Origin of the sequence: Polaribacter sp. MED152 (genome assembly GCF_000152945.2) — a bacterium.
Classification (GTDB): Bacteria; Bacteroidota; Bacteroidia; order Flavobacteriales; family Flavobacteriaceae; genus Polaribacter.
In genome coordinates, this window is sequence record NC_020830.1 from 2,287,787 (window position 1) to 2,304,798 (window position 17,012).

Below are 17,012 nucleotides of genomic sequence, written 5' to 3' on the forward strand. Positions count from 1 at the left end.
GATGAGTACAGAAGAAAAACAATTATACACAGTATCTATTTATACTGAAAATAATATTGGATTGTTGAATAGGATTTCTGCAATTTTTCAAAGAAGACATATTAATATAGAAAGTTTAAATACTTCTCCATCTGAAATAGAAGGTGTTTCTAAGTTTACTATTGTTGTAAATATTGATGAAGTAAATATCAAGAAGATTATTGGTCAGATTGAGAAGCAGGTAGAGGTGATTAAAGCTTACTATCATAATCTAGATCAAATTATATATCAAATTTCTGGATTGTTTAAAATAAAATCAGAATTGTTATTCGAAGAGCCTCAAATACAAAACATTATTAAAGAAAGCAATGCTAGAATTGTAACAGTAAACAAAGCCTTTTTTATTCTTGAGAAGTCTGGAAGAAAAGAAGAAATTGTAGAAATGTATAACCAGTTAAGTAAATTCGGGATTATGCAATACACACGTTCTGGCTTAATTGCAGTTACAAAAGAAGAAATGAAAATTTCATCATTATTAGAATCATACAACAACTAAAAATAGAGAAAAGAGTATCATTTTAAACGAAAGAAGTTCTTAAAACTTTTTTTTTCATGTGCTCTAATCAACAATTAAAAACAAAAAAATGTCAAATTATTTTAACACATTAACATTAAGACAAAAACTAGAGCAATTAGGGAAATGTCGTTTTATGGATGCTTCAGAATTTGAAGATGGAGTAGCTGCCTTAAAAGGGAAAAAAATTGTTATTGTGGGCTGTGGAGCACAAGGATTAAATCAAGGTTTAAACATGAGAGAATCTGGTTTAGATATCTCATATACCTTAAGGCAAGCAGCAATTGATCAAAAAAGAGAATCATATACAAATGCTATTTCTAATAATTTTGAAGTAGGTACTTATGAAGAGTTGTTGCCAACTGCAGATTTGGTAATTAACTTAACACCAGACAAGCAACATACAAACGTGGTGAAAGCAGTAATGCCTTTAATGAAAAAAGGAGCAACATTATCATATTCTCATGGATTTAATATTGTTGAAGAAGGGATGCAAATACGTAAAGATTTAACGGTTATTATGGTTGCACCAAAATCTCCTGGATCTGAAGTAAGAGAGGAGTATAAAAGAGGTTTTGGAGTGCCAACATTAATTGCAGTACATCCAGAAAATGATCCTGAACAAAAAGGTTGGGCACAAGCAAAAGCGTATGCAGTTGCAACAGGTGGTCATAAAGCTGGTGTTTTAGAATCATCTTTTGTTGCAGAGGTAAAGTCAGATTTAATGGGTGAGCAAACCATTTTATGTGGATTGTTACAAACAGGTGCTATTTTATCTTTTGATAAAATGGTTGAAGAAGGTATTGATGCTGGTTATGCAGCGAAATTAATTCAATATGGCTGGGAAACTGTAACTGAGGCATTAAAGCATGGAGGAATTACAAATATGATGGATAGATTATCTAATCCTGCCAAAGTTGAAGCCTTTAGATTGTCAGAGGAATTAAAAGATATTATGCGTCCATTATTTCAAAAACATATGGATGATATCATGACTGGTCATTTCTCTAAAACTATGATGGAAGACTGGGCTAATGATGATGTAAACCTATTAAAATGGAGAGAAGCTACAGGTGAAACTGCATTTGAAAAACAGCAAATAACAGATCAAGAAATATCTGAGCAAGAATATTTTGATCATGGTACATTGTTAGTTGCTTTTGTTAGAGCAGGCGTAGAGTTGGCTTTTGAAGCAATGACAGAATCTGGAATTATAGATGCCTCTGCTTATTATGAGTCTTTACATGAAACACCGTTAATTGCAAACACTATTGCACGTAAAAAATTATATGAAATGAATCGTGTAATTTCTGATACTGCAGAGTATGGTTGTTATTTATTTGATCATGCATGTAAGCCTTTATTGACTGATTTTATGAAAACTGTCTCTACAAATGTTATTGGTAAATCTTTTAGCAGTGATAATTGTGTAGATAATCAAGAATTAATTAAAATCAATAAAATTATAAGAAATCATCCAGTAGAAGTTGTAGGAGAGCAATTAAGAGCTTCTATGACAGCTATGAAGGTGATTAAGTCATAAATTTAAATTGTTTATTATTTTTAAACCTGCTAATGAAAATTGGTAGGTTTTTTGTTTTTTACTCGTTTTTTTCGAAATCATTTTCGTAGTTAATTAGCAACTTTCATTAATAGGAGTGTTATTTTTGCTAACTTGATTACCCATATTTCTGGTTGTATAAAACAACCAAAAACTAGCATAATTATGATAAAAATAAATCAGAATATACCAGAGGAATTTAAAATTGATACACTTTTACATCAAAAATCATATTTAGTAAATGGTGAGTTAAAAGAGTGGAAAGGTGAGTTCACTGAAGTGTATTCTACAATATCTTCTACAGAAGAGTATAAACCCACTCTTTTGGGTACAATTCCTAATCTCACAGAAAACGAAGCTATAGAGGCTTTAAATTCGGCTTATAGAGCTTATGATAGAGGTCAAGGTATGTGGCCTACAATGCGTGTTGCAGATAGAATATCTTGTATGGAGGAGTTTGCAGACCAAATGAAAACCAAACGTGAAGAAGTTGTTAAACTTTTAATGTGGGAAATTGGAAAATCGCACGCAGACTCAGAGAAAGAATTTGATAGAACAGTTGAGTATGTTTATGACACCATTGAGGATTATAAACAAATGGACAGAGATTCTGCTAAGTTTGAAAAACATAGTGGAGTACATGCTCATATTAGAAGAGGTCCCTTAGGTGTTGTATTGTGTTTGGGGCCTTACAATTATCCTTTAAATGAAACTTTTGCGCTGTTAATTCCTGCTTTAATTATGGGTAATACAGCTGTGTTTAAGCCTGCTAAGCATGGGGTTTTATTACTTTCTCCAATAATGGAGGCTTTTCAGAATAGTTTTCCTGAAGGGGTTGTGAATATTATTTATGGTAGAGGTCGTGTTTTAGCTACACCAATCATGAAAACAGGTAAAGTTGATATTTTAGCGCTAATAGGCAATAGTAAATCAGCAAATGCTATACAAGCGAATCATCCTTATAAAAATAGGTTAAGGTTGGTATTGGGTTTAGAGGCTAAAAATCCTGGAATTGTTTTGCCAGATGCTGATTTAGATTTGGCGATCGAAGAATGTTTAACGGGTTCAACTTCCTTTAATGGCCAAAGATGTACAGCACTTAAAATATTGTTTGTACATGAGCATATTGTAGATAAATTTAATAAACGTTTTGCAGAAAAGGTAGATGCTTTAAAATTTGGAAATCCTTGGGAAAAGGATGTAAAATTAACTCCATTACCAGAACCAGGCAAGCCAGATTATATACAAGAATTGATAGATGATGCTAAAGAAAAAGGTGCAAAGATTTTGAATGAAAAAGGGGGTGAGCGAACCGAAAACTATATTTTTCCATCAGTATTATATCCTGTATCAAAAAACATGAGGGTTTATGAAGAAGAGCAATTTGGGCCAGTAATTCCTATTGTTTCATTTAAAAATATACAAGAACCTTTAGATGCTATGGCTGATTCTAACTATGGTCAGCAAGTAAGTGTTTTTGGGAGTGATGTAAAAACTTTAGCACCACTAATAGATACATTGGTTAATCTAGTTTGTAGAGTAAACCTTAATAGTGCAGCACAAAGAGGGCCAGATGTATATCCGTTTACGGGTAGAAAAGATTCTGCAGTGAGTACTTTAAGTGTGCATGATGCTTTACGATCTTTCTCAATAAGAACCTTTGTAGCCTCTAAAGATACAGAGTATAACAATAGTATATTGCAAGAACTCTTAGATAAAAAAACGTCTAACTTTATTAATACAGATTATATTTTATAGGGCAAAAAAAAATACCAAATCAAATGATTTGGTATTTTTTTTATCTGTACTTGTTTGATTTATTTTCCTAATGGAATCACGATTAAGCCAGAGAATTTTTCAGAAAAATTCATCATTGCTTTATCAGCTTCAAGTTTCGTTTTATAATTACCAACCAATACTTTCCAATAAGGCTGATTGTAGTCTAATTTGGTATAATTTCCAGGAAAAAGTACATTGAATTTACTTTGCGTACTTCTTGCCTTAGTTTCATTTCCATAATATAGTTGAATACGATAGCCATAACCAAATTGCTTATTAAATGCTCTTTTTTTAGCAATTAACTTACGCACACTTTCGCTTGCATTTGTATTATTTTGAGCATTCGATTCTGTAGTTGTTAACAAACCAAAGGCTAAAAAAATGAATAAAATTATGAAGTTTTTCATAAAAAAAATTTCTACAAAAATAACGACATCTTTTAGATTATATTGAAAAAAACCTTTATTTAGAATTGTTATAAATTAATATTTACCATCCTTTTCCTTTTTTTAAATTTAGCAATATGTAGTACTTTTGTACAACTGTTCAAAAAGTGGTTTTTGGGCTATTTATACAGATATTAAAATAGTTTGTAAATATGAAAAGTGTAGCGTTACACAGTAAAATAATCAAAGTACTTCTTAAGAGTTTTACAATCATTCTGCTTTTTTCAATTAGCTTATCTTCTTATTCTCAAGAAGTTGATGCTGCTCGTCAAGCAGAGGGTAGAAAACTTTTTAAATCCCTTTGTGCTTCATGTCACAAGTTAGATAGAAAACTTGTTGGGCCAGCTTTAGGTGGTGTAGAAGAGCGTAGAGAGAATGAGTGGTTATTAGCTTGGATTAAGAATAATGCAGAGCTAAGAGCGTCTGGAGATAGACAGGCTATTGCAATTTACGAGGAATATAATGGGTCTCCAATGACGGCTTTTCCTCAGTTGAGTGATGATCAAATCAATAACATTTTGTATTACACTACTGTAGGTGATCCTGTAAAGGCGGATGTTGCAGGTACTGCTGTTGTAGACGCAACTGCAGGTGGAGGTTCAGGTAGTGCTCCTGATTGGATTATTTATTTGTTAGCTGGTGCAATAATTGTTGCTTTCTTAATGATTGCAAGTTTATTAAAGCAGGTTAATGAATTAAAAGGTAACAAGTCTGCGAATAAATCAAACTTAAAAAGAGACTTGTATGAATTGTGGGAAGGTATTAAAGGAAATACATTCTTACATGTTTTAACTACAATCTTTGTTTTGTTGATTGGTGCTTACATTGTTTTTGGTACTTTATTCAAAGTTGGGGTAAACGAAGGTTATATGCCTTTGCAGCCAATTGCATTTTCTCATAAAATTCACTCTGGTGAAAATAAAATAGAATGTCAATACTGTCACTCTTCTGCAAAACATAGTAAACATTCAGGTATTCCTTCTGTAAACGTTTGTATGAATTGTCATAAAAATATTGCTGAAGTGTCTGAAGGAACTGTAGTTGAGTGGGATGGAATGACTTATGGTAAGGCTGAGCTAGATAAGGAAATCGCTAAGATTTACGATGCTGCAGGTTGGGATCCAGATGAGTTAGAATATACAGGAAATACAAAGCCTATTAAATGGGTTAGAATTCATAATTTGCCAGACTTTGCTTACTTTAACCATTCACAACACGTAACTGTAGGTGGTATAGAGTGTCAAAAATGTCATGGGCCTGTTGAGACTTACGATGAAATGCGTCAGTTCTCACCTTTAACTATGGGTTGGTGTATCAATTGTCATAGAGAGACTAATGTAGACTTAAAGGGTACAGAGTATTATGATAATATCCACAAAGAATTAGCAAAAAAGTACAATGTAGATAAGGTTACTATTGCTCAGTTAGGTGGATTAGAATGTGGTAAGTGCCACTATTAATTAAAAAAGAAGAATAGTTTTTGTAATTGGCCTTTAAGCCAAACAAAATCTAAAACTAATAACTATAAGTAAATGGCTTCAAACAAAAAATACTGGAAAAGTGTTGAGGAACTAAAAGGTAGTTCTATTGTTGAAACGTTAAGTAAAAATGAGTTTGTAGATGAAATTGCTACAGATCAGTTTTTAGGTGATAAAGAAACATTAGAGAATAGTTCTACTTCACGTAGAGATTTTTTAAAGTACGTTGGTTTTACAACAGCTGCAGCTTCTTTAGCAGCTTGTGAAGGGCCAGTTAGAAAGTCTATTCCTTATGTAGTTAAACCTAATGATATTATTGCAGGTGTTGCAGACTGGTATGCAACTTCTATGGCTGATGGTTATGACTTTGCAAATGTTTTAGTAAAAACAAGAGAGGGTCGTCCAATTCAAATTATGCCTAATAAAGATGCAAATGGTACAACTACTGCTAGAGTACAGGCAGCTATTTTATCTTTGTATGATGAGAAGTTACGTTTAAAAGAACCAACCAAAGCAGGAGAAGTAATTTCGTGGGCAGATGCAGATAAGGAAATTGGTTTAAAATTACTTAGCTTAAAAAATGAAAATAAACCAGTTGTTTTACTAACTGGTACAATGGCTAGCCCATCAACAGATAAAATTATTTCTGAATTTACAACAGCATATCCAAATATTAAACACGTTGTTTATGATGCAGTTTCAGAAGCGGGTGCTACAGAAGCTATGCTTGCAATGTATGGCAAAAGAGCATTACCAAACTATCATTTAGAAAAGGCAAAAACAATAGTTTCTATTGGTGCAGATTTCTTGAGTGATTTCCATGGAGGTTTCGAAAAAGGATATGTAAATGGTAGAAAGCCAGAATCTGGTCAAATGTCTTACCATGTTCAGTTTGAAAGTAACATGTCTTTAACTGGAGCTAATGCAGATAAAAGAGTGGTGTTAAAGCCATCAGATCAAGTATTCGCTTTATTAAATCTTTATAAAGAAGTAACTGGTAATAATGTTTCTTCTAAAGCAACTCCTGTAGATGCTGAGATTAAGAAAATGGCTCGTGAGTTAAGAATGAATGGTTCTAGATCTGTTGTAATGACAGGTTTAAATGATAAAAATGCACAGCTTATTGCTTTTGCAATAAACGAAGCTTTAAGCAGTGAAATCTTTGATACTAAGAATACATTAAATATTCGTCAAGGAAATGATGCAGAGGTTGCTCAGTTAATTTCAGATATGAAAGCTGGTAGAGTTGCAGGTTTGTTGACGCATAATGTAGATCCTATTTACTCATTAGCAAGCTCTGCTGATTTTGTTGAAGGATTAGCAAAATTAGAGTTGTCTGTAGCTTTATCTACAGAAAATAGTGCAACTGCTGATGCTTCTAATTATGCATTACCTACTCCACACTTTTTAGAGTCTTGGGGAGATACACAATTTGATAGTGTAACTTATGGGTTAATGCAACCAACGATTCAGCCATTATTTAATACACGTCAATTACAAGATACTTTATTAAAATGGTCTGGTAATTCAACAAAATATTACGATTATTTAAAAGCCTTTGCTGCAGATTCTGTATTGAATGGTAGTTCTTGGAATACAGCTTTACATAATGGTTTCTTTAAAAGAGAAGCTTTAGTTGAAGAAGTTGAATTTACAAGCACAGTGTCTGTTGCTAATGCAGCAGCTACATTATCATCTTCAGCGAAAAAAGCAAGTGGTTTTGAATTAAACTTATATACTAAAACTGGTTTAGGTGATGGTAAACAAGCTAACAATCCTTGGTTACAAGAATTCCCTGATCCAATTACTAGAGCTTCTTGGGATAATTATTTAACAATGTCTATTGCTGATGCAAAAGAGTTAGGTTTCTCAAATCCTGTAAAGGATAATGGGGCAATTAATGGTGACTATGCTAAGATTTCTGTAAACGGAAAAGAAGCTGTAGTTCCAGTAATGATTCAGCCAGGTCAAGCTAAAGGATCTATAGGTTTAGCCTTAGGTTTTGGTAAAACGTTTGGTTTAAAAGAAGAAATGCAAGTTGGTGTTAATGCATATCCATTTTATGCAAATAGCAACAATATCCAATATGGAGTAACTATAGAAAAGGTTGGAGGCTATCATGAGTTTGCTTGTACACAAGTACAAAAAACTATTGCAGGTCGTCATGACATATTAAAAGTTGCTTCTTTAAAGGAATATAAAAATGTAGATCCTAAAGATCATCATCATGGATGGAATAAGCCTGCTTATGTTTCTTATGATCATCAAGAAGTAGAGGCGAATACCATTGATTTATGGGATGAGCACAATAGAGATTTAGGTCATCACTTTAACTTATCTATAGATTTAACATCTTGTACAGGTTGTGGTGCATGTGTGGTAGCATGTCATGCAGAAAACAATGTGCCAGTTGTTGGTAAGAGAGAGGTAAGAGTTGGTAGAGATATGCACTGGTTGCGTATTGATAGATATTATTCTTCTACAGTAGAAACTAGAGAAGATGCAAAAGAATTAGGATTAAGTAGAGGAGAAATGTATGAAGCTTTAGAAACTGAAGCTGAAAATCCTGAGGTTACTTTCCAACCAATGATGTGTCAGCATTGTAATCATGCACCTTGTGAAACAGTTTGTCCTGTTGCAGCAACAACTCATGGTCGTCAAGGACAAAATCAAATGACTTATAACAGGTGTGTAGGTACTAGATACTGTGCAAATAACTGTCCTTATAGAGTTCGTAGATTTAACTGGTTTGAATACGCAAACAATAATCAGTTCGATTTTAATATGAACAATGAGTATGGTAAAATGGTATTAAATCCTGATGTTGTAGTTAGAGGTAGGGGAGTTATGGAGAAGTGTTCTATGTGTATTCAAATGACACAAGCAACAATCCTTAAAGCTAAAAAAGAAGGTAGAGCAGTAAATACAGATGAATTTGAAACAGCTTGTTCATCAGCATGTACAACTGGTTCATTAGTTTTTGGTGATGTAAATAATAAAGAAGACAAAGTAGCTGCTTTAGCAAAAGACAAAAGAGCTTACAATGTTTTAGATTACTTACAAACTAAACCTAATGTAATCTATCAAGTGAAAATAAAAAATACAAACGAAGCGTAATTAAATTTAAGATATAGAATATGTCTCATTACGAAGCACCCATAAGGGAACCTTTAGTATTAGGTGATAAGAGTTATCACGATATTACCGAAGACATTGCTAAACCTATAGAAGGTAAAGCAAATAAGAATTGGTACATGGCATTTTATATTTCTTTAGCAGCAATGCTTTGGGGATTTGGATGTATCTTCTATACAGTAGGAACTGGTATTGGAGTTTGGGGATTAAGCAAGAACATTGGATGGGCTTGGGATATTACCAACTTTGTATGGTGGGTAGGTATTGGTCATGCAGGAACGTTAATTTCTGCAGTACTTTTATTATTCCGTCAGAAATGGAGAATGGCGATAAACCGTTCTGCAGAAGCAATGACAATTTTTGCCGTTTTTCAAGCAGGATTATTTCCTATTATTCACATGGGTAGACCATGGAATGCATATTGGGTTTTACCATTACCAAATCAATTTGGATCTTTATGGGTAAACTTTAACTCACCATTATTGTGGGATGTATTCGCAATCTCTACTTATTTATCTGTATCATTAGTTTTCTGGTGGACAGGTTTATTACCTGATTTTGCAATGATTCGTGATAGAGCTGTAAAACCATTCCAAAAGAAAATTTACGCATTATTAAGTTTTGGTTGGTCTGGTAGAGCAAAAGACTGGCAACGTTTTGAAGAAGTGTCATTGGTACTTGCAGGTTTAGCAACACCATTAGTACTTTCTGTACATACAATTGTATCTATGGACTTTGCTACATCTATCAACCCAGGTTGGCACTCTACAATTTTCCCTCCATACTTCGTAGCTGGAGCAATCTTTTCAGGATTTGCAATGGTACAGACTTTACTAGGGATTATGAGAAAGGTAACTAATATGGAAGAATATATTACACGTTTGCACGTAGAGTATATGAACATAGTAATTATCTTAACAGGTGGTATTGTGGCTGTAGCTTATGCTACTGAGTTCTTTATTGCATGGTACACAGGGTCACCTTATGAAAATTATACATATTTATCTGTAGGAGCTGCAACAGGTCCTTATTGGTGGGCATTTTGGTCATTATTAATATTCAATATTTTTATTCCACAGTTATTATGGTTTAAGAAAATAAGAAGAAGTTTTATATGGTCATTCATTATTTCAATTGCCATTAATATTGGTATGTGGTTTGAGCGTTTTGATATTATTGCAATTGTATTAAGTAAAGGTCATTTACCTTCTACTTGGTGGAGATTTGAGCCTACGTTTGTAGATGTAGGTATCTTTATCGGAACTATTGGTTTCTTCTTTGTATTATTCTTATTATATGCAAGAACTTTCCCAGTAATTGCGCAGGCAGAGGTAAAAACAATATTAAAATCTTCTGGTGAGTTTTACAAGAAGAGAAGAGCACAAGGTATTCCAACAAAACCAACTGTTGTTATAGTTGATAAAGAAATTAAGGAAGTTAACCCTGATAACAATAAAACAGAATAATTATGGAATCATCAAAAGTTATTCACGCATTTTACAATGATGATGAAGTTTTGTTAGACGCTGTAAAAGCGGTTAAGTCAGAACACCATCATATAGAAGAAGTATTTTGTCCTTTTCCAGTTCATGGTTTAGACAAAGCAATGGGATTAGCTCCTACAAAGTTGGCTATTACAGCTTTCTTTTATGGAATTACAGGTTTAGCATTCGCTATTTGGATGACAAACTACATGATGATTGAAGATTGGCCACAAGATATTGGTGGAAAGCCAAGTTTTTCTTGGTTCGAAAACATGCCAGCTTTTGTGCCAATTATGTTTGAATTAACTGTATTTTTTGCGGCCCACTTAATGGTAATTACTTTTTACATGAGAAGTAGAATTTGGCCGTTTAAAAAAGCAGAAAATCCAGATCCTAGAACTACAGATGACCATTTTTTGATGGAGATTCCAGTTCATAATAATGAAAGTGAGTTAACGGCATTATTAACAAAAACAGGAGCTGTAGAAATTAATATAGTAGATAAGCACTAATAAAGAAATAATGAAAAGTTTAAAATTATTTATTGCTTTAGTTGTATTTGCAAGTATTATATCTTGTAATGACAAAAGAAAACCTCAGTTAGAGTATATGCCAGACATGTATGTCTCTATACCTTATGATACAGATGATGCAGATGGTTTAAATGGAGAGCCTGTGAATAGTAAACCAGTTGCTGGTACTATTCCAAGAGGTGGTCATCCAGCTTATGATATTCCTGATACAGCAGAAGGTTATGAAAAGGCAAAAACTGAATTGAAGAATCCATTAGAAGCCTCTGAAGCTAACCTAGAAAAAGGTAAAGAATTATATAATATTTACTGTATTTCTTGTCATGGTAAAAAAGGGGATGGAAATGGGTATTTATCACAAGCTGAAAAGTTTGAAGGTATACCAAGTTACAAGGATAGAGATATTACTGCAGGTTCAATTTATCATGTTATTATTCATGGTAAGAACTTAATGGGTTCTCATTCTGGACAGTTAACTTATAACGAACGTTGGCAGATAATTCACTACGTAGAACAATTGCGTGCTGATTTATTAAAATAATTACAAAAAGAAAGAATACGAAAGATATGTATCAATTCTCAGGTAAATTAAAAACACTCTCTATTATTCTAACAGTTGTTGGTTTATTAGGTATTGGATGGAGTTTCTTTACAGCACCAAGTACAATTGAAGATGCAAAAGAAATTATAGCACAACAATCAGGACATGATGATGGTCATGGAATTGCTCATGCAGATGAGCATTCTAATGATCATGCAAATGGTGCACATGGAGATGATCATCATGATAAGGAATTAACAGATAACGATCATAATGCTACTTCAGGAAGTCATACTGGAGAATCTAACATAGATAAAAAAATGAGTGCTCATGGTGCTCATAATGATGATACGCATGCTGAGCATGTTTTACATCAATTACAGAATAAGCCTTGGTCTGCACTTTATGTGTCATTATTCTTTTTCTTAGGGATATCATTATTAGTGTTAGCTTTTTATGCTGCACAAAGAGTTGCACAATCAGGTTGGTCTATTGTTCTTTTTAGAGTGATGGAAGCTGTTACAGCGAATCTAGTGCCAACATCTATTATTATGCTATTGGTTATTTTAGCAGCATCTGTTTTACATGTAAACCATATGTTTCCATGGATGGCAGAAGGTACCTTTGATCCTGCAAGTCCTAACTACGATGCAATTGTAGATGGTAAATCTTGGTGGATGAATGTTCCTGGTTGGACAATTAGAGGTATTGTTTATTTAGCTATTTGGAATGCTTACAGATTTTTTATTAGAAAAAATTCAATTGCAGAAGATACAGCAGATGATAATAACAAGATTTATAAGAAAAACTATAATGCGTCAGTTATCTTTTTATTCTTATTCATGATTACTGAGTCTATGATGTCTTGGGATTGGATTATGGGATTAGATCCTCACTGGTTCTCAACATTGTTTGGCTGGTATGTATTAGCAAGTTTATTAGTAAGTGCTTTAACAGTAGTTGCATTTGTTACAATATATTTAAGGTCTAAAAATGCTATTCCAGGAATCAATGATAGTCATATTCATGATTTAGCTAAATTCATGTTTGGTTTCTCTGTATTCTGGACGTACTTATGGTTTGCACAATTTATGCTTATTTGGTATGCTGATATTCCTGAGGAAACAACTTACTTCGTAGCAAGATTTAATGAATATAAATTGCCATTTTTAGCAATGGTAGTAATGAACTTTGTATTTCCAGTTTTATTATTAATAAATAGTGATTACAAGAGTATTCCTTGGTTCGTAGTTATTGGAGGTATTGTAATTCTAGGAGGACATTACATTGATATTTTTGTAATGATTATGCCAGCTACAGTTGGTCCTTTCTGGTCATTTGGAATTGCTGAATTAAGTGCTGTTTTATTCTTCTTAGGGATATTCATTTATACAGTATTCAGTGCATTTGCGAAAGCAAATCCTATTCCAAAAGGAAATCCTTTCTTAAAAGAGAGTGAGCATTTCCACTATTATAATATTGAACATAGAGGAGAAGGATCAGGAGATCATCATTAATAAATTAAGAATTAAATAAATAAGAAAGATATATATGCTAGCTCTATTTTATATTTTTATAGGTGTTGCAGTAGGTGTAAGTGTTTGGCAAATAACTAGAATTTTAGATTTTAGAGGTGTTATTGCTAACGATGAAGACAATGCTAAACAAGGTAAGAACGCACTTTATTTTATGGTGTTTCTATATGCTATGATGATTTATTGTTTAATTGCAATGAATGTTATTATGTTACCTGAATCTGCTTCTATTGAAGGTGAACATGATGATCGATTATTCAATATCACTTTTTGGTTAATTGGTATAGTACAATTTATAATGCAATTTTTAATTTTCTTCTTTACGTTCAAGTATAGAGGTAATAAAAATAATAAGGCAAAGTTTTATGCTGATAGTCATAAATTAGAGATGATTTGGACAATTATTCCAGCTGTTGTCTTAGTGGTACTAATTGGTTATGGTTTATGGCAATGGAACAATGTTATGGACATTGATGATGATGAAGCAGTTGTTATTGAAGTTTATGCTTATCAGTGGGGTTGGCATGCACGTTATGCAGGGGATGACAATACTTTAGGTACTGGAAATGTAAACTACATTAAAGGTATCAACACAATTGGTGTAGATATGTCTGATATAAACTCTCAAGATGACAAGCAAGTTACAGAATTGTATTTACCAAAAGGTAAAAAGGTGCATTTCAAGTTCCGTTCACAAGACGTACTGCATTCAGCTTATATGCCTCACTTTAGAGCTCAGATGAACTGTGTTCCAGGTATGGTAACTGAGTTTGGCTTTACTCCTAAATATACTACAGAAGAAATGAGAATGCAATCTGAAGTTAGGGAAAAAGTAAAAGGAATTAATAAAATTAGAGCTGCTAAAGGAGAAGATTTATACGAATTTGATTACTTATTACTATGTAATAAAATTTGTGGAACCTCTCACTACAGCATGCAAATGAAAATTACGGTTGTAGAGCAAGAAGAATATGATGCTTGGATTTCAGAGCAACCAACGTTAGCAACAGTTATTAAATAATTAATAAAAAAGATACTACAAATTATATTATTATGTCAGATCACCATCATAAAGAAACATTTGTAACAAAATATATTTTTAGTCAAGATCATAAAATGATTTCTAAGCAATTCCTTGTTACAGGAATGTTTATGGGAATTATTGCAGTATTAATGTCAATGCTATTTCGTTTGCAATTAGCTTGGCCTGATACATCATTTTCCATTATTGAAGCTTTCTTAGGAAGACATCAAACAGATGGAATAATGAGTCCAGATATTTACTTAGCTTTAGTAACAATTCATGGTACTATTATGGTATTCTTTGTACTAACAGCAGGTTTAAGTGGTACATTTTCTAACTTACTAATTCCATTGCAAATTGGAGCTAGAGATATGGCATCAGGATTTTTAAACATGGTGTCTTATTGGTTATTCTTCTTATCTAGTGTTATTATGGTAATTTCACTATTTGTAGAGGCAGGACCAGCTTCAGCAGGATGGACAATTTATCCACCATTAAGTGCATTACCTCAAGCTATTCCTGGTTCAGGAGCTGGTATGACTTTATGGTTGGTGTCTATGGCTATCTTTATTGCTTCTTCTTTAATTGGTGCACTAAACTACATAGTTACTGTACTTAACTTAAGAACAAAAGGAATGAAAATGACAAGATTGCCTTTGACAATTTGGGCTTTCTTTATTACAGCTATTATTGGTGTAGTTTCTTTCCCAGTTTTATTATCAGCAGCTTTATTATTAGTTTTTGATAGAAGCTTTGGAACATCATTCTACTTATCAGACATATTTATATCTGGAGAGGTTTTACACTATCAAGGTGGATCACCAGTATTATTTGAGCACTTATTTTGGTTCTTAGGTCACCCAGAGGTTTATATTGTTTTATTACCAGCATTGGGTATCACATCAGAAATTATATCAACGAACTCTAGAAAACCAATTTTTGGATATAGAGCAATGGTTATGTCAATCATGGCAATTGCATTCTTATCTACAATTGTTTGGGGTCACCATATGTTTATCTCAGGTATGAATCCTTTCTTAGGATCTGTATTTACATTTACAACATTATTAATTGCTATACCATCTGCAGTAAAGGCGTTCAATTACGTTACTACATTATGGAAAGGTAATTTGCAGTTAAATCCTGCAATGCTGTTCTCTATTGGTTTGGTTTCAACATTCGTAACAGGAGGTTTAACAGGATTAGTTTTAGGAGATTCAGCTTTAGATATTAACATTCACGATACTTACTTTGTTGTAGCTCACTTCCATTTAGTAATGGGTGTTTCTGCAATATTTGGTATGTATGCAGGTATTTATCATTGGTTCCCTAAAATGTATGGAAGAATGATGAATAAAACTATGGGCTATTGGCACTTCTGGATTACCATTATTTGTTCTTATGGTGTTTTCTGGCCAATGCACTTTATTGGTTTAGCAGGTTTACCAAGAAGATATTATTCAAACACGGCGTTTCCAATGTTTAACGATTTAGCAGATATCAATGTAGTTATTACAATATTTGCCTTAGTAGGTGGAGCAGCGCAAATTATATTCTTAGCAAATTATTTCATCTCTATTTATAGAGGAGAAAAGGCTACTCAAAACCCTTGGAAATCTAATACATTAGAATGGACAACTCCAGTAGAACATATTCATGGTAACTGGCCAGGTAAATTACCTGAGGTTCATAGATGGGCTTATGACTACAGTAAGAGAGTAGATGCCAATGATGATGATAGTGATTATTTACATGGCCAAGATTATGTGCCACAAACAACACCTTTGTTAGAGGGTGAAGAGCCATCATAATATATATACAATTTTATAAAAAGCCTTTCCAATTTTGGAAAGGCTTTTTTGCTTTGTAACAAAACTTACAAACTGATTTTTTTATTTGCATTATCTTTGTTTTATGAACGAAAACTTGAATCCTGAAAACAGTCATTATTCTAATGAAGAATTAGATGTAGAAAAAAAATTACGTCCACTTTCATTTGATGATTTTACAGGACAAGATCAAGCATTAGAAAATTTAAAAATATTTGTTGAGGCTGCAAACCAAAGAGGAGAAGCATTAGATCATGCTTTGTTTCACGGTCCTCCAGGTTTAGGTAAAACAACGTTAGCACACATTTTAGCTAATGAATTACAAGTTGGTATTAAGGTAACTTCTGGCCCAGTTTTAGACAAGCCAGGAGACTTGGCAGGATTGTTAACCAACTTAGATGAAAGAGATGTGTTGTTTATTGATGAAATCCATAGATTAAGTCCAATTGTAGAGGAATATTTATACTCTGCAATGGAAGATTATAAGATTGATATCATGATCGAATCTGGACCTAATGCAAGAACCGTTCAAATCAATTTAGAACCATTTACTTTAATTGGTGCTACAACTCGTTCAGGATTGCTTACAGCACCAATGAGAGCACGTTTTGGAATTAGTAGTAGACTACATTATTATTCCACAGAACTATTAACTACAATTATTCAAAGAAGTGCATCAATTTTGCAAGTGCCAATATCTATGGAAGCTGCAGTTGAAATTGCAGGTAGAAGTAGAGGAACACCAAGAATTGCAAATGCATTGTTAAGAAGAGTTAGAGATTTTGCTCAGATTAAAGGTGATGGAAAAATCACTATAGAAATTGCAAAATATGCCTTGAAAGCACTGCATGTAGATGCTCATGGATTGGATGAAATGGATAATAAAATATTAGCTACCATCATAGATAAATTTAAAGGTGGTCCTGTAGGTATTAGTACAATTGCGACTGCTGTTTCTGAAAATACAGAAACCATAGAAGAAGTGTATGAACCCTTTTTAATTCAGCAGGGTTTTATAATGAGAACTCCAAGAGGAAGAGAAGTTACAGAATTAGCCTATAAACATTTGGGAAGAACAAAAGGCAGAAATCAAGGAGAATTATTTTAAATAATTGCT

13 protein-coding genes are annotated in these 17,012 nt (G+C 33.0%); 12 read left to right on the plus strand and 1 reads right to left on the minus strand.

Translation table 11 applies throughout. From position 1 onward, the window contains the following. The first annotated feature begins 1 nt into the window (after position 1). The 3 genes from ilvN to MED152_RS10140 all read left to right on the plus strand — a co-directional run bounded on the left by ilvN (position 2) and on the right by MED152_RS10140 (position 3,872). Positions 2-535, plus strand: a complete 534-nt coding sequence (gene ilvN / locus MED152_RS10130; protein ID WP_015481785.1) for an acetolactate synthase small subunit — start codon at positions 2-4, stop codon at positions 533-535. An 88-nt stretch (positions 536-623) separates the two neighbouring features. Next, positions 624-2,096, plus strand: coding sequence for a ketol-acid reductoisomerase (gene ilvC, locus MED152_RS10135; RefSeq protein ID WP_015481786.1), 1,473 nt, complete (start codon positions 624-626; stop codon positions 2,094-2,096). A gap of 183 nt (positions 2,097-2,279) precedes the next feature. Continuing rightward, a complete protein-coding gene (locus MED152_RS10140) occupies positions 2,280-3,872 on the plus strand; it encodes an NADP-dependent glyceraldehyde-3-phosphate dehydrogenase (RefSeq protein ID WP_015481787.1) in 1,593 nt (530 codons plus the stop codon). A 59-nt stretch (positions 3,873-3,931) separates the two neighbouring features. On the opposite strand, the gene MED152_RS10145 is transcribed toward MED152_RS10140, so the two are convergent. Beyond that, complete coding sequence (locus tag MED152_RS10145; protein WP_015481788.1) at positions 3,932-4,300, minus strand: SPOR domain-containing protein; 369 nt, start codon at positions 4,298-4,300, stop codon at positions 3,932-3,934. Between the two features lie 191 nt (positions 4,301-4,491). On the opposite strand from MED152_RS10145, the gene MED152_RS10150 reads away from it, so the two are divergent. The 9 genes from MED152_RS10150 (at position 4,492) to ruvB (ending at position 17,003) form a co-directional block, all read left to right on the plus strand. Further along, positions 4,492-5,799 (plus strand): c-type cytochrome, encoded by a 1,308-nt coding sequence (locus MED152_RS10150; protein ID WP_015481789.1) that lies wholly within the window; start codon positions 4,492-4,494, stop codon positions 5,797-5,799. Between the two features lie 72 nt (positions 5,800-5,871). Further along, a complete protein-coding gene (locus MED152_RS10155) occupies positions 5,872-8,934 on the plus strand; it encodes a TAT-variant-translocated molybdopterin oxidoreductase (RefSeq protein WP_015481790.1) in 3,063 nt (1,020 codons plus the stop codon). A gap of 20 nt (positions 8,935-8,954) precedes the next feature. Then, the gene (gene nrfD, locus MED152_RS10160) at positions 8,955-10,418 is read left to right on the plus strand and encodes an NrfD/PsrC family molybdoenzyme membrane anchor subunit (RefSeq protein WP_015481791.1); all 1,464 of its coding nucleotides are present in this window, start codon (positions 8,955-8,957) and stop codon (positions 10,416-10,418) included. A gap of 2 nt (positions 10,419-10,420) precedes the next feature. Beyond that, entirely contained in the window at positions 10,421-10,948 is a 528-nt protein-coding gene (locus tag MED152_RS10165) for a DUF3341 domain-containing protein (protein ID WP_015481792.1), read from the plus strand. A 10-nt stretch (positions 10,949-10,958) separates the two neighbouring features. Further along, on the plus strand, positions 10,959-11,507 hold the full coding sequence (locus MED152_RS10170; RefSeq protein WP_015481793.1) for a cytochrome c: 549 nt from the start codon (positions 10,959-10,961) through the stop codon (positions 11,505-11,507). A gap of 26 nt (positions 11,508-11,533) precedes the next feature. Next, the gene (locus MED152_RS10175; protein ID WP_015481794.1) at positions 11,534-13,024 is read left to right on the plus strand and encodes a quinol:cytochrome C oxidoreductase; all 1,491 of its coding nucleotides are present in this window, start codon (positions 11,534-11,536) and stop codon (positions 13,022-13,024) included. A gap of 34 nt (positions 13,025-13,058) precedes the next feature. Further along, a complete protein-coding gene (locus MED152_RS10180; protein WP_015481795.1) occupies positions 13,059-14,063 on the plus strand; it encodes a cytochrome c oxidase subunit II in 1,005 nt (334 codons plus the stop codon). A 32-nt stretch (positions 14,064-14,095) separates the two neighbouring features. Beyond that, the gene (locus MED152_RS10185) at positions 14,096-15,877 is read left to right on the plus strand and encodes a cbb3-type cytochrome c oxidase subunit I (protein ID WP_015481796.1); all 1,782 of its coding nucleotides are present in this window, start codon (positions 14,096-14,098) and stop codon (positions 15,875-15,877) included. Between the two features lie 103 nt (positions 15,878-15,980). After that, positions 15,981-17,003, plus strand: coding sequence for a Holliday junction branch migration DNA helicase RuvB (ruvB, locus tag MED152_RS10190; protein ID WP_015481797.1), 1,023 nt, complete (start codon positions 15,981-15,983; stop codon positions 17,001-17,003). The last annotated feature ends 9 nt before the right edge of the window (positions 17,004-17,012 follow it).